Here is a 15435-nt window from a genome sequence, read left to right on the forward strand (position 1 = left end):
GCTCGTATCCTGCGTCGGACCGGTGTTCCACGCCGTGCCGTCGCGGTCAAACGCCATGCAGGGCCGTTGCGCTGGCTTTCGCGGTGGTTGCCACTATATACCGTTCGGTATGAATATCTGTTCGCTTTCCCCGATCAAGGGCCGCCCCCGCGAGTTCGATCTCGACGAGGCGCTGTCGGCCGCGTTGCGCGTGTTCTGGCGCAACGGTTACGAGGCCGCGTCGATGACTGAGCTGACCGCGGCGATGGGCATCACCAAGCCCAGCCTCTACGCGGCGTTTGGGAACAAGGAAGCCTTGTTTCACAAGGCGCTGGACCTCTACGAACGCGAGAAGCTGGCGTACATGACCTCCGCGCTGGAGGCGCCGACCGCGCGCGGCGTGGCGGAGCGGCTGTTGCGCGGGGCGTTGGCGATCCAGACCAGCAACTGCGATCCCAAGGGGTGCCTGGGCGTGATCAGCGTCGCCGCCTGCGGCATCGAAGCCGAATCGATCAAGGCGGAAGTCGTCAAGCGGCGCGCGTCGTCGGAGGCGGCGATCATTCGCCGTTTCGAGCGTGCGATCGCCGAAGGCGACGTTCCCGACGGGCTGACTGCACCCGGCTTGGTCCGATACCTGATCGCGCTGATGCAGGGCCTGGCGTTGCAAAGCGGCTCCGGCGCTACGTGCAGCGAGCTCGAACAGCTTGTGGACACTAGCCTGGTGGTATGGCCGACCAAATAAATTACCGGCCGGTACAAAAAGCGATTGACCCTACGGCAAGCCGTTTCTATACCGACTGGTATTGAAGCCGGATCCCAAGGGGGAAGCGGCAAGGAGCCGCCTGATGGCCTATCTCGATCTCGACAACATGTTCGCCGCCCCGGTCTGCGCCCGCGCATCGCGCGTCGAGGCCGAGCCGCAGGCTGGCTTCTCCGCGCTCGAATGGAGCGTGATCGCCCTCGCAAAGCGCGACACGTTGCGCAGCCTGCAGGGTACGGGGCGGATGTCGCGTGCGATCGGCAGCCTGTTCGGGCTCGGCACCGCGTCGCGGCTCGCCGACCCGCGGCTCGAGGCGCTGCGTCGCGCGGCGGTCTACGCCTGGCGCCGCGGGTTCGCGTTGCCGATGGCGGAAATCGAACGCTTTCGCGAGGCTGGCTTCGTCGACACGCAGCTTGAAACGCTGGTGGTGAGCGTGACCGGCATGCGCGTCGGCCGCGCGGCAGCGTAAGCGGTCCTTTCGTCGTCATCCCGGGCTCGTCCCGGGATCCAGGGTTACGGACGATGCCCCTTGTTGCTCTGAGGCCCAAGATGACGCGGGGCAGGGTCGACGTTCCCCATTTTCCTTGAACTCACAAACCTGCTAGCCGCCGGCGCACAACACAACGCCCCGGAGAGGCTGCATGATACCCGATTTCGATTTCGCGCTCGGCGAAAACGCGGACATGATTCGCGAGTCGACGCACGCCTTTGCCACTGCGGAGATCGCGCCGCTGGCGGCGAAGATCGATGCCGAGGACTGGTTCCCGCGTGAACTGTGGCCGGCGATGGGCGCCCTCGGCCTGCACGGCATCACGGTCGAGGAAGAATTCGGCGGCCTAGGCCTCGGCTATCTCGAGCATGTCGTCGCGGTCGAGGAAGTCAGCCGCGCATCGGCTTCGATCGGGCTCAGCTACGGCGCGCATTCGAACCTGTGCGTCAACCAGATCCGCCGCTGGGGAAACCCCGAGCAGAAGGCGAAGTATCTCCCCAAGCTCGTGTCCGGCGAGCATGTCGGCAGTCTGGCGATGTCCGAAGCCGGGGCAGGGTCCGACGTCGTCTCGATGAAGCTGCGCGCGCGGAAGAGCGATAGCGGTTACGTGCTCGACGGAACCAAATTCTGGATCACAAACGCGGCTTACGCCGATACTCTCGTAGTCTATGCGAAGACCGGCGAGGGCAGTCGCGGGATCACCGCGTTCCTGATCGAGAAGGACATGCCCGGCTTCTCGATCGGCCAGAAGATCGACAAGATGGGCATGCGCGGGTCGCCGACAGCGGAACTGGTGTTCGATGGTTGCGAGGTGCCCGACAGCGCGGTGATGGGGCCGCTGAACGGCGGCGTCGGCGTCCTGATGTCGGGGCTCGACTATGAACGCGCGGTGCTCGCCGGCATCCAGCTCGGGATCATGCAGGCGTGTCTCGACATCGTGATCCCGTACGTCCGCGAGCGGAAGCAGTTCGGGCAGGCGATCGGCCAGTTCCAGCTGATCCAGGCGAAGGTCGCCGACATGTACGTCGCGCTGAGTTCGGCGCGCGCCTATGTCTATGCGGTCGCGCGCAGCTGCGATGCGGGTAAGACGACGCGGTTCGATGCCGCCGGCGCGATCCTGCTCGCCAGCGAGAGCGCGGTGAAGGTGTCGCTGGAGGCGATCCAGGCGCTGGGCGGCGCGGGCTATACCAAGGACTGGCCGGTCGAACGCTTCATGCGCGATGCCAAGCTGCTCGATATCGGTGCAGGGACCAACGAGGTCCGGCGGATGCTGATCGGCCGCGAACTGATCGGCGCTGCGCCGAAGGTGGCGCAGTGAGTTCCCTCTCCCTGCGGGGGAGGGACCAGTGACCGCCCCAATCCTCACTTCCACGCTGTCCCCCGACAGCGACACCTTCCGCGCCAACGCCGCGCACAATGAAGCGCTGGCCGGGCTCCTGCGGTGCATGGTGGCCGATGCTGCGGTTGGCGGCTCAGCGCAATCGCGCGCTCGCCACACCGCGCGCGGCAAGCTTCTCCCGCGCGACCGTGTCGAGCGCCTGCTCGACCCCGGCTCGCCGTTCCTGGAAATCGGCCAGCTCGCGGCCAACGGTCTCTACGACGACGAAGTCCCCGGCGCTGGCGTCATCGCCGGGATCGGCCGCGTGTCGGGTCGTCAGTGCATGATCCTGTGCAACGACGCGACCGTGAAGGGCGGGACCTACTTCCCGTTGACCGTCAAGAAGCACCTGCGAGCGCAGGAAATCGCGCAGGAAAATCGCCTGCCGTGCATTTACCTGGTCGACAGCGGCGGCGCGAACCTGCCGCATCAGGCCGAGGTGTTTCCCGACCGCGATCATTTCGGCCGCATCTTCTTCAACCAGGCGCAGATGTCGGCCCTCGGCATTCCGCAGATCGCCTGCGTGATGGGCAGCTGCACCGCGGGCGGCGCCTATGTTCCGGCGATGTCCGACGAGACCATAATTGTCCGCGGACAGGGGACGATCTTCCTCGCCGGCCCGCCGCTGGTCAAGGCGGCGACCGGCGAGGTGATCTCGGCGGAGGAACTGGGCGGGGCGGACACGCATGGTCGCCGCTCGGGCGTGGTCGATCATGTCGCCGAGAATGACGAACACGCGCTGACCATCGTCCGCGACATCGTCTCGACGCTGGCGCCGCAGGTGCCGACGCCGGTCAACCTGCAGACGCCGCGACCGCCCAAGTTCGACGCGGAAGACCTGTACGGCATCGTCCCCAGCGACGTCCGCGCACCATACGACGTGCACGAGGTCATCGCACGGCTGGTCGACGGATCGGAATTCCACGAATTCAAAGCGCTTTACGGGACGTCCCTGGTATGCGGTTTCGCGCATATCTGGGGCATGCCGGTCGCGATCCTCGCCAACAACGGCGTGCTGTTCTCCGAGAGCGCACAAAAGGGCGCGCACTTCATCGAGCTGGCCTGCCAGCGCCGGATCCCGTTGCTGTTCCTGCAGAACATTTCGGGTTTCATGGTCGGCGGCAAGTACGAGGCAGAAGGCATTGCGAAACATGGCGCAAAGCTCGTCACCGCCGTCGCCACCGCGACCGTTCCGAAGATCACAGTATTGATCGGCGGCAGTTTTGGCGCGGGCAATTACGGGATGTGCGGACGTGCCTATTCCCCCCGATTCCTGTTCACCTGGCCCAACAGCCGGATCAGCGTGATGGGTGGCGAACAGGCGGCATCCGTACTCGCCACCGTCCACCGCGATGCCGACAACTGGACGCCCGAGCAGGCCGAGGCGTTCAAGGCGCCGGTGCGGCAGAAATACGAGGACGAGGGCAATCCCTGGTACGCCACCGCGCGGCTATGGGACGACGGGATCATCGACCCCGCCCAGACCCGCGACGTGCTCGGCCTCGCTTTCGCCGCGACGCTCAACGCTCCCATCCCCGAACGCCCGGCGTTCGGCGTGTTCCGGATGTAACGCCCATGATCCTGTTGTTCCTGCTGGCCCAGATCACCCCCGTCCAGCCGATCGTGAAGGGCACCGGCCTGCCCCCCGCCGAATTGCAGGGCGGCGTCAGCGAGGAGACCGGCGTGATGGTGCCGATCAATGCGCTGTTCGCCGGACTCGCCGCGCGCGATCCGCAGGCGATCCTGGCGACGATGCGTCCCGATGCCGGTGCGACGGTCGCCGAGCAAAAGCCCGACGGTACGCGATCGGTGCGGCACATGACCGCGCGCGAGTTCGCCGCGATGGTGAAGCCCGGTCCCGAACGCTACGCCGAGCGGATCACCGATCCCGCGATCGAGATCGACGGCGACATCGCGATGGTCTGGGCGCCGTACGTGTTCACGATCGACGGCAAGCCGGCGCATTGCGGCTACGACCATTTCGATCTCGTACGTGAGAACGCCCGCTGGAAGATCCAGTCCGTGACCTGGTCGTCGCGGACCACGGGGTGCGCCGCGCAATGATCGGCTCGCTCCTGATCGCCAATCGCGGCGAGATCGCGTGCCGGATCATCCGCACCGCGCGGGCGATGGGCATCCGCACCGTCGCGGTCTATTCCGACGCCGACGCCAAGGCGCTGCACGTCCGTCAGGCCGACGAGGCGGTGCATATCGGCGCGTCGCCAGCACGCGAAAGCTATCTGCGTGGCGACCGGATCATCGCTGCGGCTTTGGCAACCGGCGCGGAGGCGATCCATCCGGGCTATGGCTTCCTGTCCGAGAATGCCGAGTTCGCGCAAGCGGTGATCGACGCCGGGCTGGTCTGGGTCGGCCCCAACCCCGACAGCATCCGCGCGATGGGGCTCAAGGATGCCGCCAAGGCCTTGATGGTCGCCGCCGGCGTGCCGGTGACCCCGGGCTATATGGGCGACGACCAGAGCCTCGAACGGCTCCAGGCGGAGGCGGATGCGACCGGTTATCCGGTGCTGATCAAGGCGGTTGCAGGGGGCGGCGGCAAGGGCATGCGCCGCGTCGACGCCGCGGCCGACTTCGCCGACGCGTTGCTGTCGTGCCGGCGCGAGGCGGCGTCGTCGTTCGGCAACGATCACGTGCTCATCGAGAAATACATCCTGAGCCCGCGCCATATCGAGGTGCAGGTGTTCGGCGACAGCCACGGCAACGTCGTCCACCTGTTCGAACGCGACTGCTCGCTGCAGCGCCGCCACCAGAAGGTGATCGAGGAAGCCCCCGCACCCGGCATGGACGCCGCGACGCGCGAGGCGATCTGCGCGGCGGCCGTGAAGGCGGCGAAGGCGGTCGACTATGTCGGCGCCGGCACGATCGAGTTTATCGCCGATGCGAGCGAAGGCCTGCGCGCCGACCGCATCTGGTTCATGGAAATGAACACGCGGCTCCAGGTCGAGCATCCGGTGACCGAAGAGATCACGGGGCAGGACCTGGTCGAGTGGCAGCTGCGCGTGGCGAGCGGCGAGGTGCTGCCGAAGCGGCAGGACGAGCTGGCGATCGACGGCTGGGCGATCGAGGCGCGGTTGTACGCGGAGGATCCGCGGACCGGATTTTTGCCCAGCATCGGTACGCTCGATCGGTTCGATCTTGGCCAGGCGACGCGTGTCGATACCGGGGTCGAACAGGGTGCGGCGATCTCGCCCTTCTACGATCCGATGATCGCGAAGGTCGTCGCCTGGGGCCCCGACCGAGAGACGGCGCGCGAGACGCTCGCCGATGCGCTGGATGGCGCGGTGGTATGGCCGGTGCGGTCGAATGCGGGGTTCCTGGTTGAAGCGCTCGACCATCCGGTGTTCGTAGCGGGCACCGTTGATACCGGGCTGATCGCACGCGAGGGCGATGCGCTCATGCCGCCCGAACGGCCGACTGAAGAGGCATTGATTGCGGCAGCGGCGGCGCTGTCGGGCGGGAGAGCGAACGCGGGCTTTCGCCTCAATGCCCCGCGGCGACTGGAGGGGCTGTTTCTGCTCGACGGCAAGCCCGTTCCCGTCGACTTTGTGGACGCCCCCGCATTGACCGCGATCGATGGCGACGTGCTGATTACCGAGGGCGGCCAGACCTGGCAGCTGACGCCATGGCGCGCGACCGGAGTCGCCGCCGGTGCCGCCGCCGATGGCGCGATTCTGTCGCCGATGCCGGGGCGGATCATTGCGGCGGATGTCGCGGTCGGTGATGCGGTGGTGAAGGGGCAGAAGCTCGTCACGCTGGAGGCGATGAAGATGGAGCATTCGCTGACCGCGCCGTTCGACGGGGTGGTTGAGGCGCTAAGCGCAACGGTCGGCGGGCAGGTTTCCGAGGGGACGGTGCTGGTGACGATCGGGGCACGCGAATGAATATTCTTCGTCACCCCGGACTCGTTCCGGGGTCCACCGTTCCGCGTACTCTCCGCCCTGTGATTGCGCGGATGAGTGGATGCCGGAACAAGTCCGGCATGACGGGGACGACTTGATATGGCAGGCCGCTATTACGACGACTGGACGATCGGCGACACGCTCGCCCACGAGATCCGTCGCACCGTCACCGAGACCGACAACCTGCTCTTCTCGACGATGACTCACAATCCGCAGCCGCTGCACCTCGACGCCGAGGCCGCCAAGGCGAGCGAGTTCGGCCGCATCCTGGTCAACGGCACCTTCACCTTCGCGCTGATGGTGGGGCTGTCGGTCGGCGACACCACGCTGGGGACGCTGGTCGCGAACCTGGGGTACGACAAGCTGGTCCACCCCAACCCGGTGTTCATCGGCGACACCATGCGCGCGTCGAGCGAGGTCACCGCGTTGCGCGAAAGCCGGTCGCGGCCGGGGGCGGGGCTCGTGACGTTCCGCCACGATCTCCACAATCAGCGGGGCGAACTGGTCTGCCAGTGCCTGCGCACCGCGCTGCTGCACCGCCGACCGCACAAGGACACCGCATGACCGATATCGTGATCACCGCCGCCAAGCGTACGCCCGTCGGCAGCTTTCTTGGCGCGTTCGCGACAACGCCCGCGCACGAACTCGGTCGCATCGCGATCGAAGCCGCGCTGGAGCAGGCGGGCGTCGCGGGTGCGGACGTATCGGAAGTCATCATGGGCCAGGTGCTGACCGCGGCGCAGGGCCAGAACCCGGCGCGGCAGGCGTCGATGGCGGCGGGGGTGCCGAAGGAGGTGCCGGCCTGGGGCGTCAACCAGGTCTGCGGATCGGGGCTGCGTGCGGTGGCGCTGGCGTGCCAGGCGATCCAGGCGGGCGATGCGACGATCGTCGTCGCGGGCGGGCAGGAATCGATGTCGATGTCCGCGCACGCACAGTCGATCCGCGGCGGGCAGAAGATGGGCAATCTTGCGCTTGTCGATACGATGGTCAGCGACGGGCTGACCGACGTCTTCAACGGCTATCACATGGGCATCACCGCGGAGAACCTGGCAGCACAGTATCAGGTCACGCGCGGCGAGCAGGACGCGTTTTCGGTCGCTTCGCAGAACAAGGCGGAAGCGGCGCGGGGCAGCGGGCGGTTCAGGGACGAGATCGCGCCGGTCACGATTCCGGGCCGCAAGGGCGACACCATCGTTGCCGACGACGAATATATCCGTGCGGGTGCGACGATCGAGAGCGTTTCTGGCGTGAAGCCGGCGTTCAAGAAGGACGGCACGGTCACCGCGGCGAACGCGAGCGGGCTCAACGATGGCGCCGCCGCGCTGGTGATCATGAGCCGCGACGAGGCCGAGCGCCGCGGTTCGCCGATCCTCGCGACGATCCGGAGCTGGGCGTCGGCGGGCGTCGATCCGTCGATCATGGGGATCGGTCCGGTGCCGGCGACCCGCCGCGCGCTGGAAAAGGCGGGCTGGACGATCGACGATCTCGACCTGATCGAGGCGAACGAGGCGTTCGCGGCGCAGGCGCTTTCGGTCGGCAAGGAGCTCGGCTGGGATCCCGCGAAGGTCAACGTCAACGGCGGCGCGATCGCGATCGGCCACCCGATCGGGGCTAGCGGCGCGCGGGTGCTGACGACGCTGATCTACGAGATGCAGAAGCGCGATGCGAAGAAGGGGCTGGCGACGCTGTGCATCGGCGGCGGGATGGGGATTGCGATGTGTCTGGAGCGGTAGGCCGCTGCATTATCCGGACATCACTCCGGCGGGGTAAGGTGAACCTCATCCAATTCCGTCATCCCGGGCTTGACCCGGGACCCAGGGTTATCGGGCGCGGCGCTTGGAACCCTGGGCCCTGCCTTTCGTGAGGATGACGGATTTGTTTGCGGTTCACCACCCCGGCGGAGGCCGGGGCCCAGTTGGGGGACGGAAGTAACGACGGACCGTCCGCCCTTATATCGACCTTCCCAACTGGGCCCCGGCCTTCGCCGGGGTGGGGTAGGTTAGGATGGCCCGACCAAGCTCAGCGCCACCGCCTCCGCGACCTTGATCCCGTCGACCGCGGCGGAAAGGATGCCGCCTGCATAACCAGCCCCTTCGCCCGCCGGGAACAGGCCCGCGGTGTTCAGACTCTGGAACACCTCGTTGCGCGTGATCCGGACCGGCGAGGACGTGCGCGTCTCGACGCCGGTCATCACCGCGTCGGGATGATCGTAACCGGGGATCTGCTGCCCGAACGCGACCAGCGCCTCGCGCAGCGCGGTCACTGCGAATTCCGGCAGGCAGTCCGCGAGGTCGGTCATCGTCACGCCCGGCCGGTAGGACGGGATCACGGTACCGAGCGCAGTCGAAGGCCTCCCGGCAATGAAGTCGCCGAGGCGCTGCGCGGGGGCGTTGTAGCTGGAGCCGCCGACTTCGTAGGCACGCGACTCCCAGTGGCGCTGGAGCGCGATCCCGGCGAGCGGCGAGCCCGGATAGTCGCGCTCCGGATCGATCCCGACGACCAGACCCGAATTCGCATTGCGCTCGTTGCGCGAATATTGGCTCATGCCGTTGGTCGCGACGCGGCCTTCCTCGGAGGTCGCAGCCACCACGGTGCCCCCCGGGCACATGCAGAAGCTGTAGGCGGTGCGGCCGTTGCTGCAGTGGTGCGACAGGCTGTAGGCGGCGGCGCCGAGATCGGGGTGGCCTGCGCACGGCCCGAACCGCGCCTCGTCGATCCACGACTGCGGGTGTTCGATGCGGACGCCGATCGAGAAGGGCTTCGCCTCGACGTGCACCCCGGCGGCGTGGAGCATCTCGAACGTGTCGCGCGCGCTGTGCCCGACCGCGAGCACGACATGGCTGGCGGCGAGATAGTCGCCATTGTTCATCCGCAGCCCGACCACTTGCCGCATCCCATTCGCCTCGTCGATGTCGATATCCTCGACCCGGTTGCCGAAGCGATATTCACCGCCCAGCGACTCGATCGTCGCGCGCATGCTCTCGACCATCGTGACGAGGCGGAAGGTGCCGATATGCGGGTGCGCCTCGGTCAGGATTTCCGCGGGCGCGCCCGCCTTCACGAATTCGGTGAGGACTTTCCGCCCCAGATGCCGCGGGTCCTGGATCTGGCTCCACAGCTTGCCGTCGGAAAAGGTCCCCGCGCCGCCCTCGCCGAACTGGACGTTCGACTCGGGGTCGAGCACGCCGCGACGCCACAGGCCCCAGGTGTCCTTGGTCCGCTCGCGCACCACTTTGCCGCGGTCGACGATGATCGGGCGGAACCCCATCTGCGCTAGGATCAACCCGGCGAAAAGCCCGCAGGGGCCAGCACCGACCACGACCGGACGCGGCAGGTCGGCGCCCTCGGGGGCCTTTGCGACGAAGGTGTAGCGGGTGTCCGGGGTCGGCTGGACGTGGCGGTCCTTCTTGAAGCGCGCCAGCACCGCCGGCTCGTTCTTGACGTTGACGTCGACCGAATAGACCAGCTGGATGTCCATCTTGTCGCGCGCGTCGTTGGCACGGCGCGCGATCGTGTAGCGGACCAGTTCGCGCGGGGTGATCCGCAGCCGCTTGCACACCGCGGCGGGCAGCGCCTCGTCGGCGTGGTTGATCGGCAGCTTCAGTTCGGTGATGCGCAGCATCGGCGGGCGATGCCACGGGATGCGCTCCGGCACAATTGTGCGACAAAGTTGGCGTATCAGGATCTGCGAGAGGAGATACCCGATGGTGTCCGCCAGCATTGCGCTGAACCGCTTCGGCCTGGGTGCGCGTCCCGACGATCGCGTCACCGGCGATCCCAGGAGCTGGCTGCTCGACCAGTTCGCCCGCTACGAACCACGTCCCCCCGGGGTTGCCGCGACCGCGGATACGCATGCGATGGCCGCGGCCTTGGTCGATTACCAGGATGATCGGCGGATGATCCGGCGGCAGGGGGCTCCGGGCGCGATGCCTGCTGCCGGAGCTGCGGCAATGCCTGCCCCGTCACCCGCGATGGCGACGCCTGTCCTTGCGCCGAAACCTGGCGCGCCCGATCTCATGACAAGCGGGACGCCCGCCGCGGGGATGGACGCGACCAAGCTGGCGTTGCGCGATGCCCGCGAGGTCGCGGCGAAGGCGATTCGCGCCGACTATGGCCGGGCGGTCGCGGCGCGGACCAACGCCGCGCTGGTGACGCCGGCGCCGTTCGTCGAGCGGCTGGTGCAGTTCTGGTCGAACCATTTCGCGGTCTCGATCGACAAGCTCGAGGTAATCGCTCTGGCCGGGCCGATCGAGTTCGAGGCGATCCGGCCGCACGTCCTCGGCCGCTTCGCCGACATGCTGAACGCGGTGGAGCGGCATCCGGCGATGCTACTGTATCTCGATCAGGCGGTGTCGGTCGGGCCGGACAGCCCGGTCGGCCTGCGGGCGGCACGCGGGCAGCGCAAGGTCGGACTCAACGAAAACCTCGCGCGCGAGATCCTTGAGTTGCATACCCTGGGGGTGCGGACCGGCTACGGGCAGGGCGACGTTACCGAATTCGCCCGCGCGATGACCGGATGGACCGTCGCCGGGCTCGGCCGCGGCCCGCGCGGGGCGGTCACCGCGGGCGACTTCGCGTTCACGCCCGCAATCCACCAGCCGGGCGACCGGACCATCCTGGGCAAGCTCTACCCGGCCGCCGGAGAGGCGCAGGCGCAGGCGGTGCTCGCGGATCTCGCGGTCCACCCCGCGACCGCGACGCACATCGCCACCAAGCTCGCGCGGCATTTCGCCGGCGACGTGCCGCCCCCGGCGATGATCGCGCGGCTGAAAAAGGCGTTCCTGTCGTCGGGCGGCGACCTGCCGACGGTATACCGCGCGATCGTCGCCTCGCGCGAGGCTTGGGTCGAGACTCCGGTGAAATTCCGGACGCCGTGGGAATGGACGGTCGCGTCGATGCGCGCGCTGGGCACGACGACGGTGCAGCCGGGTGCGATCCTCGGGCTGACCAACCAGCTCGGGCAACAGGTGTGGAAGCCGGGTCAGCCGATCGGCTATGACGACCTCGCCGCCACCTGGGCGGGACCGGACGCGATCATGCGGCGGGTCGAGGCGGCGGAGCGGTTCGCGAGCCGCGCACCCGCCGGCACCGATGCGCGCGCGCTGGCGCCGGTCCTGTTCCCCGGTGCGCTGAGCGATGCGACCGCGCAGGCGCTCGACCGCGCCGAAAGCCCCGGACAGGCGCTGGCGCTGCTGCTTGCTTCCCCCGAAATGATGCGGAGATAAGTGATGATAGACCGTCGTTTCATCCTGACCCGCGGTGCGCTCGGCGCCCTCGGGGTCGCGTTCGCACCGCGGATGGCGTTCGCGCGCGCCGCGACCCAGAAACGCTTCGTCTTCATCATCCAGCGCGGCGCAGCCGACGGGCTGGGCGTGCTCGGCGCGGTCGGCGATCCGGCGTTCGGTAGCGTCCGCGGCGACCTGGCGGCGGATTTCGCCACCGGCGCGAAGCTGGACACCAATTTCGCGCTGCACCCGGCGATGACGAACGCGGCGGCGCTGTACGGCAAGCGGCAGGCTTTGTTCGCGCACGCGATCGCCTCGCCGTACCGCGACCGTTCGCATTTCGACGGGCAGAACGTGCTCGAGACTGGCGGCGACCGTGCCTATGCGGTGCGCGACGGCTGGCTCAACCGGCTGCTCGGCATTCTTCCCGCGGATGAAGCCCGCGCGATCGCGGTAGCGGCGACGGTGCCGATGGCGCTGCGCGGCCCGCGGGAGATCGCCTCCTATGCGCCCTCCGGCCTGCCGCAGGCATCGGACGACCTGCTGCAGCGGGTTTCGATGCTGTATCAGGGGGATACGCAGCTGCACGGGCTGTGGAGCGAGGCGATGGCGACGCGCGCGCTGACGAGCGACCTGGGCTCTGACAATGGCCGCAACGCCGCGGCGACGGGGACGCTGGCGGCCAAGCTGCTCGCCCCCGACGGTGGTGCGCGGATCGCGATGGTCGAGACCGGGGGCTGGGATACGCATACCGGGCAACGCGGCCGGCTGACTGCGCAGCTGACCGGGCTCGATGCCATGATCGGTGCGCTGCAGGCGGGGCTCGGGCCGCTCTGGGCGGACACGATGGTGCTGGTCGCGACCGAATTCGGGCGGACGGTCGCTATCAACGGCACTGGGGGCACCGATCACGGCACCGGCGCGGCGGCGATGCTGTTCGGCGGCGGGGTGAATGGCGGGCGCGTGCTGTCGGACTGGCCGGGACTGGCCCCCGCGGCACTCTACGAGGCGCGCGACATCCGGCCGACGGCGCAGCTCGATGCGTTCATCGGCGGCGCGGTCTCGGCTCATTTCGAAGTCGATCCGGCGCGGACGATGGCCGCGCTGTTCCCGGGAAGCGCGAAGGCGCGTGCCACCGAAGGGTTGCTGCGGACCTAGGCGCCCATCGGCGAACGGAAGGGTGACGGGGCGCGCGCCGCCGCCTACCGTGACGGCGATGATGCGCTTCACCGTGAACAACCAGCCGGTCGAGTACCGGCTCGACCCCGCGACGCCGCTGCTATGGGCGTTGCGCGATGCGTCGAACCTGACCGGCGCGAAATACGGCTGCGGCACCGGGCATTGCGGCGCATGCACGGTCGACATCGACGGGCAGGCACGGCGCAGCTGCCGGGTGCCGATCGGGACCATCGAGGGCAGCTACGTCACCACGATCGAGGGGCTGTCGCACGAGCGCAACCACCCGCTGCAGCTGGCCTTCACCGCCGAAGCGGTGCCGCAATGCGGGTTCTGCATTCCCGGCATGATTATGGCGGCCTCGGTGCTGCTGAAGCACAATGCGGATCCGAGCGAGGAGCTGATCCGCCGGGACATCACCAACCTGTGCCGCTGCGGCATCTATCCGCGGCTGGTCGCGGCGATCCAGCGCGCCGGGCGGGCGACGCGCGGCGAGGAGGTCATTCCCACCGGCGCGCGGCCCGGGATCGACCCCGCCGACGCCGCGCGCGTGGTGCCGGCGCTGGTTCCGCCAAAGCTGTCTGATCGCTGACGAACGGGTTCAGCTTCGGTTCGACGCGGTTGCTGCACATATCGTCCATCATAGGGGCCGGCGGCATGTGCCGGCAGTCGAGGACGACGAGCATGACTCGCATTTTTCTGAAGCTCCTGATGGCGGCAACGGCGCTGGTCCCGGTTGCGGCGACCGCGCAGCGCGGACCGGATACGCAAGCCGATGGCCGCGGCCAGTGGAATGGCCAGCGTGGCGGTGACAGGGGCGGCGATCGCGGTGACCGCGGCGGCGACCGCGGCGGGCGGGGTCAGCAGCAGGCGCCTCAGCCCGTGCAACAGCAGCCGCAGGCCCAGCAGCCCGCGCAGCAACCCCAACCGCAGCAGGCCCAGCGCCCGCAGCGCGGTGGTTTCGGCGGCGCGCCGCAAGGCCAGCGCGACGACCGCCAGCCCGGCGACCAGCGCGGTCGCTACGGAGACCGCGACGGTACGCGCGACGCGGGGCAGGGACGTCCCGGGTTCCAGGGCGACCGCAACGGACGGCAGGACTATCCCGGACCCCAGGGCTACCAGGGTCAGGGCTATCAGGGCCAACGCGGTCAGGGCCAGCGCGACTATCGCGACCAAGACCAGCGCGACCAAGGGCAGTATCGCGGCGGGTATAACGCTCGTCAGCCTTATAACGCCCGCCAGCCCTATGCCGACCGCCAGCAATATAACGGGCGCCGCGACTTCAACGGCGGCAACTGGAACCGCGGCTGGCGGAGCGACAACCGCTATGCCTGGAGCAATTACCGCGCGACGAACCGCGGTGCCTATCGCCTTCCGCGCTACTACGCGCCGGGCGGCTGGAGCGGGGGGTATCGCCGTTTCGGGGTCGGGGTCTCGCTGAACAGCATCCTGTTCGACCAGAACTACTGGATCCAGGATCCCTACACCTATCGCCTGCCAGAAGCGTACGGCCCCTATCGCTGGGTCCGCTATTACAACGACGCGCTGCTGGTCGACCTCGACAGTGGCCGCGTGGTCGACACGGTCTACGACATCTTCTGGTAATCCACGGGTAACAGGGGAGGGGCTCGGCGGCGCAGGCTGCCGGGCCCCTTGCGTTTCGCGCGCGCGTCGGCACATTCGGGCGATGGGTATCTTCACCAAAGCCAAGCCAAAGCCCGATCCCGCCGCCGCGCTCCGCCAGGCCGCGGGGTCCGAAGTCGGTGCACGTCTGGACGCCAATCCCGCGGTGCAACGCGTCGCGATGGACACCGCGCAATTCTATTACCACAACGACTTCCTCGACGCCGCGACCTGCAAGCGGCTGATAGCGATCATCGATTCGAAGCGGCGGCCGTCTACCCTGTTGTCCGATCGCCCCAACAGCAGTTTCCGCACCAGCGAGAGCTGCGACATGGATCGCTGGTCGCCCGACGTCCAGCCGACAGACGAAGCGATCGCGACGCTGCTCGGCATCGACCTGTTCCACGGCGAGACGATGCAGGGCCAGCGCTATGCCCCCGGCCAGCAATTCCGCGCGCACCATGATTATTTCCACGAATCCGAAAGCTATTGGGACAAGATGCAGGAACAGGGCGGCCAACGCACCTGGACCGCGATGGTGTACCTGAACGACGTCCCCGAGGGCGGCGCGACGTGGTTTCCGCAGGCCGGCATCAAGATCGCGCCCAAACGGGGCCTGCTGCTGGCCTGGAACAACATGAACCGCGACGGCAGCCCGAACCGGTTGACGCTGCACGAGGGCATGCCGGTGGTCGAGGGGACGAAGTACATCGTGACGAAGTGGTTTCGCGAGCGGCCCTGGATCAAATAGCCGCGGCCGCGCCCGCGTAGCACCATGCGTAATATCGTCCGTCATCCCGGGCCCGTCCCGGGATCCAGGGTTACGGAGTACGGCGTTCGGGGCTCTGGATCCCGGGACAAGCCCGGGATGACGGCGTGGTTGTGGC

General features: G+C 68.1%; 14 protein-coding genes. 13 read left to right on the forward strand and 1 reads right to left on the reverse strand.

Annotation, left to right across the window (positions count from 1 at the left end; genetic code table 11):
- Positions 1–109: 109 nt before the first annotated feature.
- From SJY20_RS07345 to SJY20_RS07380, 8 genes are all read left to right on the forward strand, one after another.
- Positions 110–721 carry a TetR/AcrR family transcriptional regulator gene (locus SJY20_RS07345; RefSeq protein WP_380786007.1) on the forward strand — a complete coding sequence of 204 codons (612 nt, stop codon included), beginning with the start codon at positions 110–112 and terminating at the stop codon, positions 719–721.
- Between the two features lie 103 nt (positions 722–824).
- Positions 825–1208: a hypothetical protein gene (locus SJY20_RS07350; protein WP_380786009.1), complete on the forward strand. Its 384-nt coding sequence runs from the start codon at positions 825–827 to the stop codon at positions 1206–1208.
- 172 nt (positions 1209–1380) lie between these two features.
- The gene (locus SJY20_RS07355; RefSeq protein ID WP_380786010.1) at positions 1381–2547 is read left to right on the forward strand and encodes an isovaleryl-CoA dehydrogenase; all 1167 of its coding nucleotides are present in this window, start codon (positions 1381–1383) and stop codon (positions 2545–2547) included.
- Between the two features lie 28 nt (positions 2548–2575).
- Positions 2576–4177: a carboxyl transferase domain-containing protein gene (locus tag SJY20_RS07360; protein ID WP_380786011.1), complete on the forward strand. Its 1602-nt coding sequence runs from the start codon at positions 2576–2578 to the stop codon at positions 4175–4177.
- A gap of 5 nt (positions 4178–4182) precedes the next feature.
- Positions 4183–4671 carry a nuclear transport factor 2 family protein gene (locus SJY20_RS07365; RefSeq protein WP_380786013.1) on the forward strand — a complete coding sequence of 163 codons (489 nt, stop codon included), beginning with the start codon at positions 4183–4185 and terminating at the stop codon, positions 4669–4671.
- A complete protein-coding gene (locus SJY20_RS07370) occupies positions 4668–6506 on the forward strand; it encodes an acetyl/propionyl/methylcrotonyl-CoA carboxylase subunit alpha (protein WP_380786014.1) in 1839 nt (612 codons plus the stop codon). Before SJY20_RS07365 ends, SJY20_RS07370 begins: the two co-directional genes overlap by 4 nt.
- A 117-nt stretch (positions 6507–6623) precedes the next feature.
- A complete protein-coding gene (locus tag SJY20_RS07375) occupies positions 6624–7088 on the forward strand; it encodes a MaoC family dehydratase (protein WP_380786015.1) in 465 nt (154 codons plus the stop codon).
- Positions 7085–8257: an acetyl-CoA C-acetyltransferase gene (locus SJY20_RS07380; RefSeq protein ID WP_380786016.1), complete on the forward strand. Its 1173-nt coding sequence runs from the start codon at positions 7085–7087 to the stop codon at positions 8255–8257. The genes SJY20_RS07375 and SJY20_RS07380 overlap by 4 nt, the downstream gene beginning before the upstream one ends.
- Before the next feature lie 266 nt (positions 8258–8523).
- Here SJY20_RS07380 and SJY20_RS07385 read toward each other — a convergent pair whose 3' ends face one another.
- Positions 8524–10146, reverse strand: coding sequence for an NAD(P)/FAD-dependent oxidoreductase (locus tag SJY20_RS07385; protein ID WP_380786019.1), 1623 nt, complete (start codon positions 10144–10146; stop codon positions 8524–8526).
- An 82-nt stretch (positions 10147–10228) separates the two neighbouring features.
- Between SJY20_RS07385 and SJY20_RS07390 the strand changes: the two genes are divergently transcribed.
- From SJY20_RS07390 to SJY20_RS07410, 5 genes are all read left to right on the forward strand, one after another.
- Positions 10229–11749 carry a DUF1800 family protein gene (locus SJY20_RS07390; RefSeq protein ID WP_380786020.1) on the forward strand — a complete coding sequence of 507 codons (1521 nt, stop codon included), beginning with the start codon at positions 10229–10231 and terminating at the stop codon, positions 11747–11749.
- A 3-nt stretch (positions 11750–11752) separates the two neighbouring features.
- Positions 11753–12907 (forward strand): DUF1501 domain-containing protein, encoded by a 1155-nt coding sequence (locus SJY20_RS07395; protein ID WP_380786021.1) that lies wholly within the window; start codon positions 11753–11755, stop codon positions 12905–12907.
- A 58-nt stretch (positions 12908–12965) separates the two neighbouring features.
- On the forward strand, positions 12966–13517 hold the full coding sequence (locus tag SJY20_RS07400) for a (2Fe-2S)-binding protein (protein ID WP_380788604.1): 552 nt from the start codon (positions 12966–12968) through the stop codon (positions 13515–13517).
- 92 nt (positions 13518–13609) lie between these two features.
- The gene (locus SJY20_RS07405; protein WP_380786022.1) at positions 13610–14530 is read left to right on the forward strand and encodes an RcnB family protein; all 921 of its coding nucleotides are present in this window, start codon (positions 13610–13612) and stop codon (positions 14528–14530) included.
- An 82-nt stretch (positions 14531–14612) separates the two neighbouring features.
- A complete protein-coding gene (locus tag SJY20_RS07410) occupies positions 14613–15299 on the forward strand; it encodes a prolyl hydroxylase family protein (protein WP_380786023.1) in 687 nt (228 codons plus the stop codon).
- The last annotated feature ends 136 nt before the right edge of the window (positions 15300–15435 follow it).

This window comes from Sphingomonas sp. R86521 (genome assembly GCF_042466235.1).
Taxonomy (GTDB): domain Bacteria; phylum Pseudomonadota; class Alphaproteobacteria; order Sphingomonadales; family Sphingomonadaceae; genus Sphingomonas.

What these genes read in the sequence shown, in the direction of transcription:
- SJY20_RS07345 (WP_380786007.1), top strand. Translation starts at nt 110, where the DNA reads ATGAATATCTGTTCGCTTTCCCCGATCAAGGGCCGCCCCCGCGAGTTC.
- SJY20_RS07350 (WP_380786009.1), top strand. Translation starts at nt 825, where the DNA reads ATGGCCTATCTCGATCTCGACAACATGTTCGCCGCCCCGGTCTGCGCC.
- SJY20_RS07355 (WP_380786010.1), top strand. Translation starts at nt 1,381, where the DNA reads ATGATACCCGATTTCGATTTCGCGCTCGGCGAAAACGCGGACATGATT.
- SJY20_RS07365 (WP_380786013.1), top strand. Translation starts at nt 4,183, where the DNA reads ATGATCCTGTTGTTCCTGCTGGCCCAGATCACCCCCGTCCAGCCGATC.
- SJY20_RS07370 (WP_380786014.1), top strand. Translation starts at nt 4,668, where the DNA reads ATGATCGGCTCGCTCCTGATCGCCAATCGCGGCGAGATCGCGTGCCGG.
- SJY20_RS07375 (WP_380786015.1), top strand. Translation starts at nt 6,624, where the DNA reads ATGGCAGGCCGCTATTACGACGACTGGACGATCGGCGACACGCTCGCC.
- SJY20_RS07380 (WP_380786016.1), top strand. Translation starts at nt 7,085, where the DNA reads ATGACCGATATCGTGATCACCGCCGCCAAGCGTACGCCCGTCGGCAGC.
- SJY20_RS07385 (WP_380786019.1), bottom strand. Translation starts at nt 10,146, where the DNA reads ATGCTGCGCATCACCGAACTGAAGCTGCCGATCAACCACGCCGACGAG.
- SJY20_RS07390 (WP_380786020.1), top strand. Translation starts at nt 10,229, where the DNA reads ATGGTGTCCGCCAGCATTGCGCTGAACCGCTTCGGCCTGGGTGCGCGT.
- SJY20_RS07395 (WP_380786021.1), top strand. Translation starts at nt 11,753, where the DNA reads ATGATAGACCGTCGTTTCATCCTGACCCGCGGTGCGCTCGGCGCCCTC.
- SJY20_RS07400 (WP_380788604.1), top strand. Translation starts at nt 12,966, where the DNA reads ATGATGCGCTTCACCGTGAACAACCAGCCGGTCGAGTACCGGCTCGAC.
- SJY20_RS07405 (WP_380786022.1), top strand. Translation starts at nt 13,610, where the DNA reads ATGACTCGCATTTTTCTGAAGCTCCTGATGGCGGCAACGGCGCTGGTC.
- SJY20_RS07410 (WP_380786023.1), top strand. Translation starts at nt 14,613, where the DNA reads ATGGGTATCTTCACCAAAGCCAAGCCAAAGCCCGATCCCGCCGCCGCG.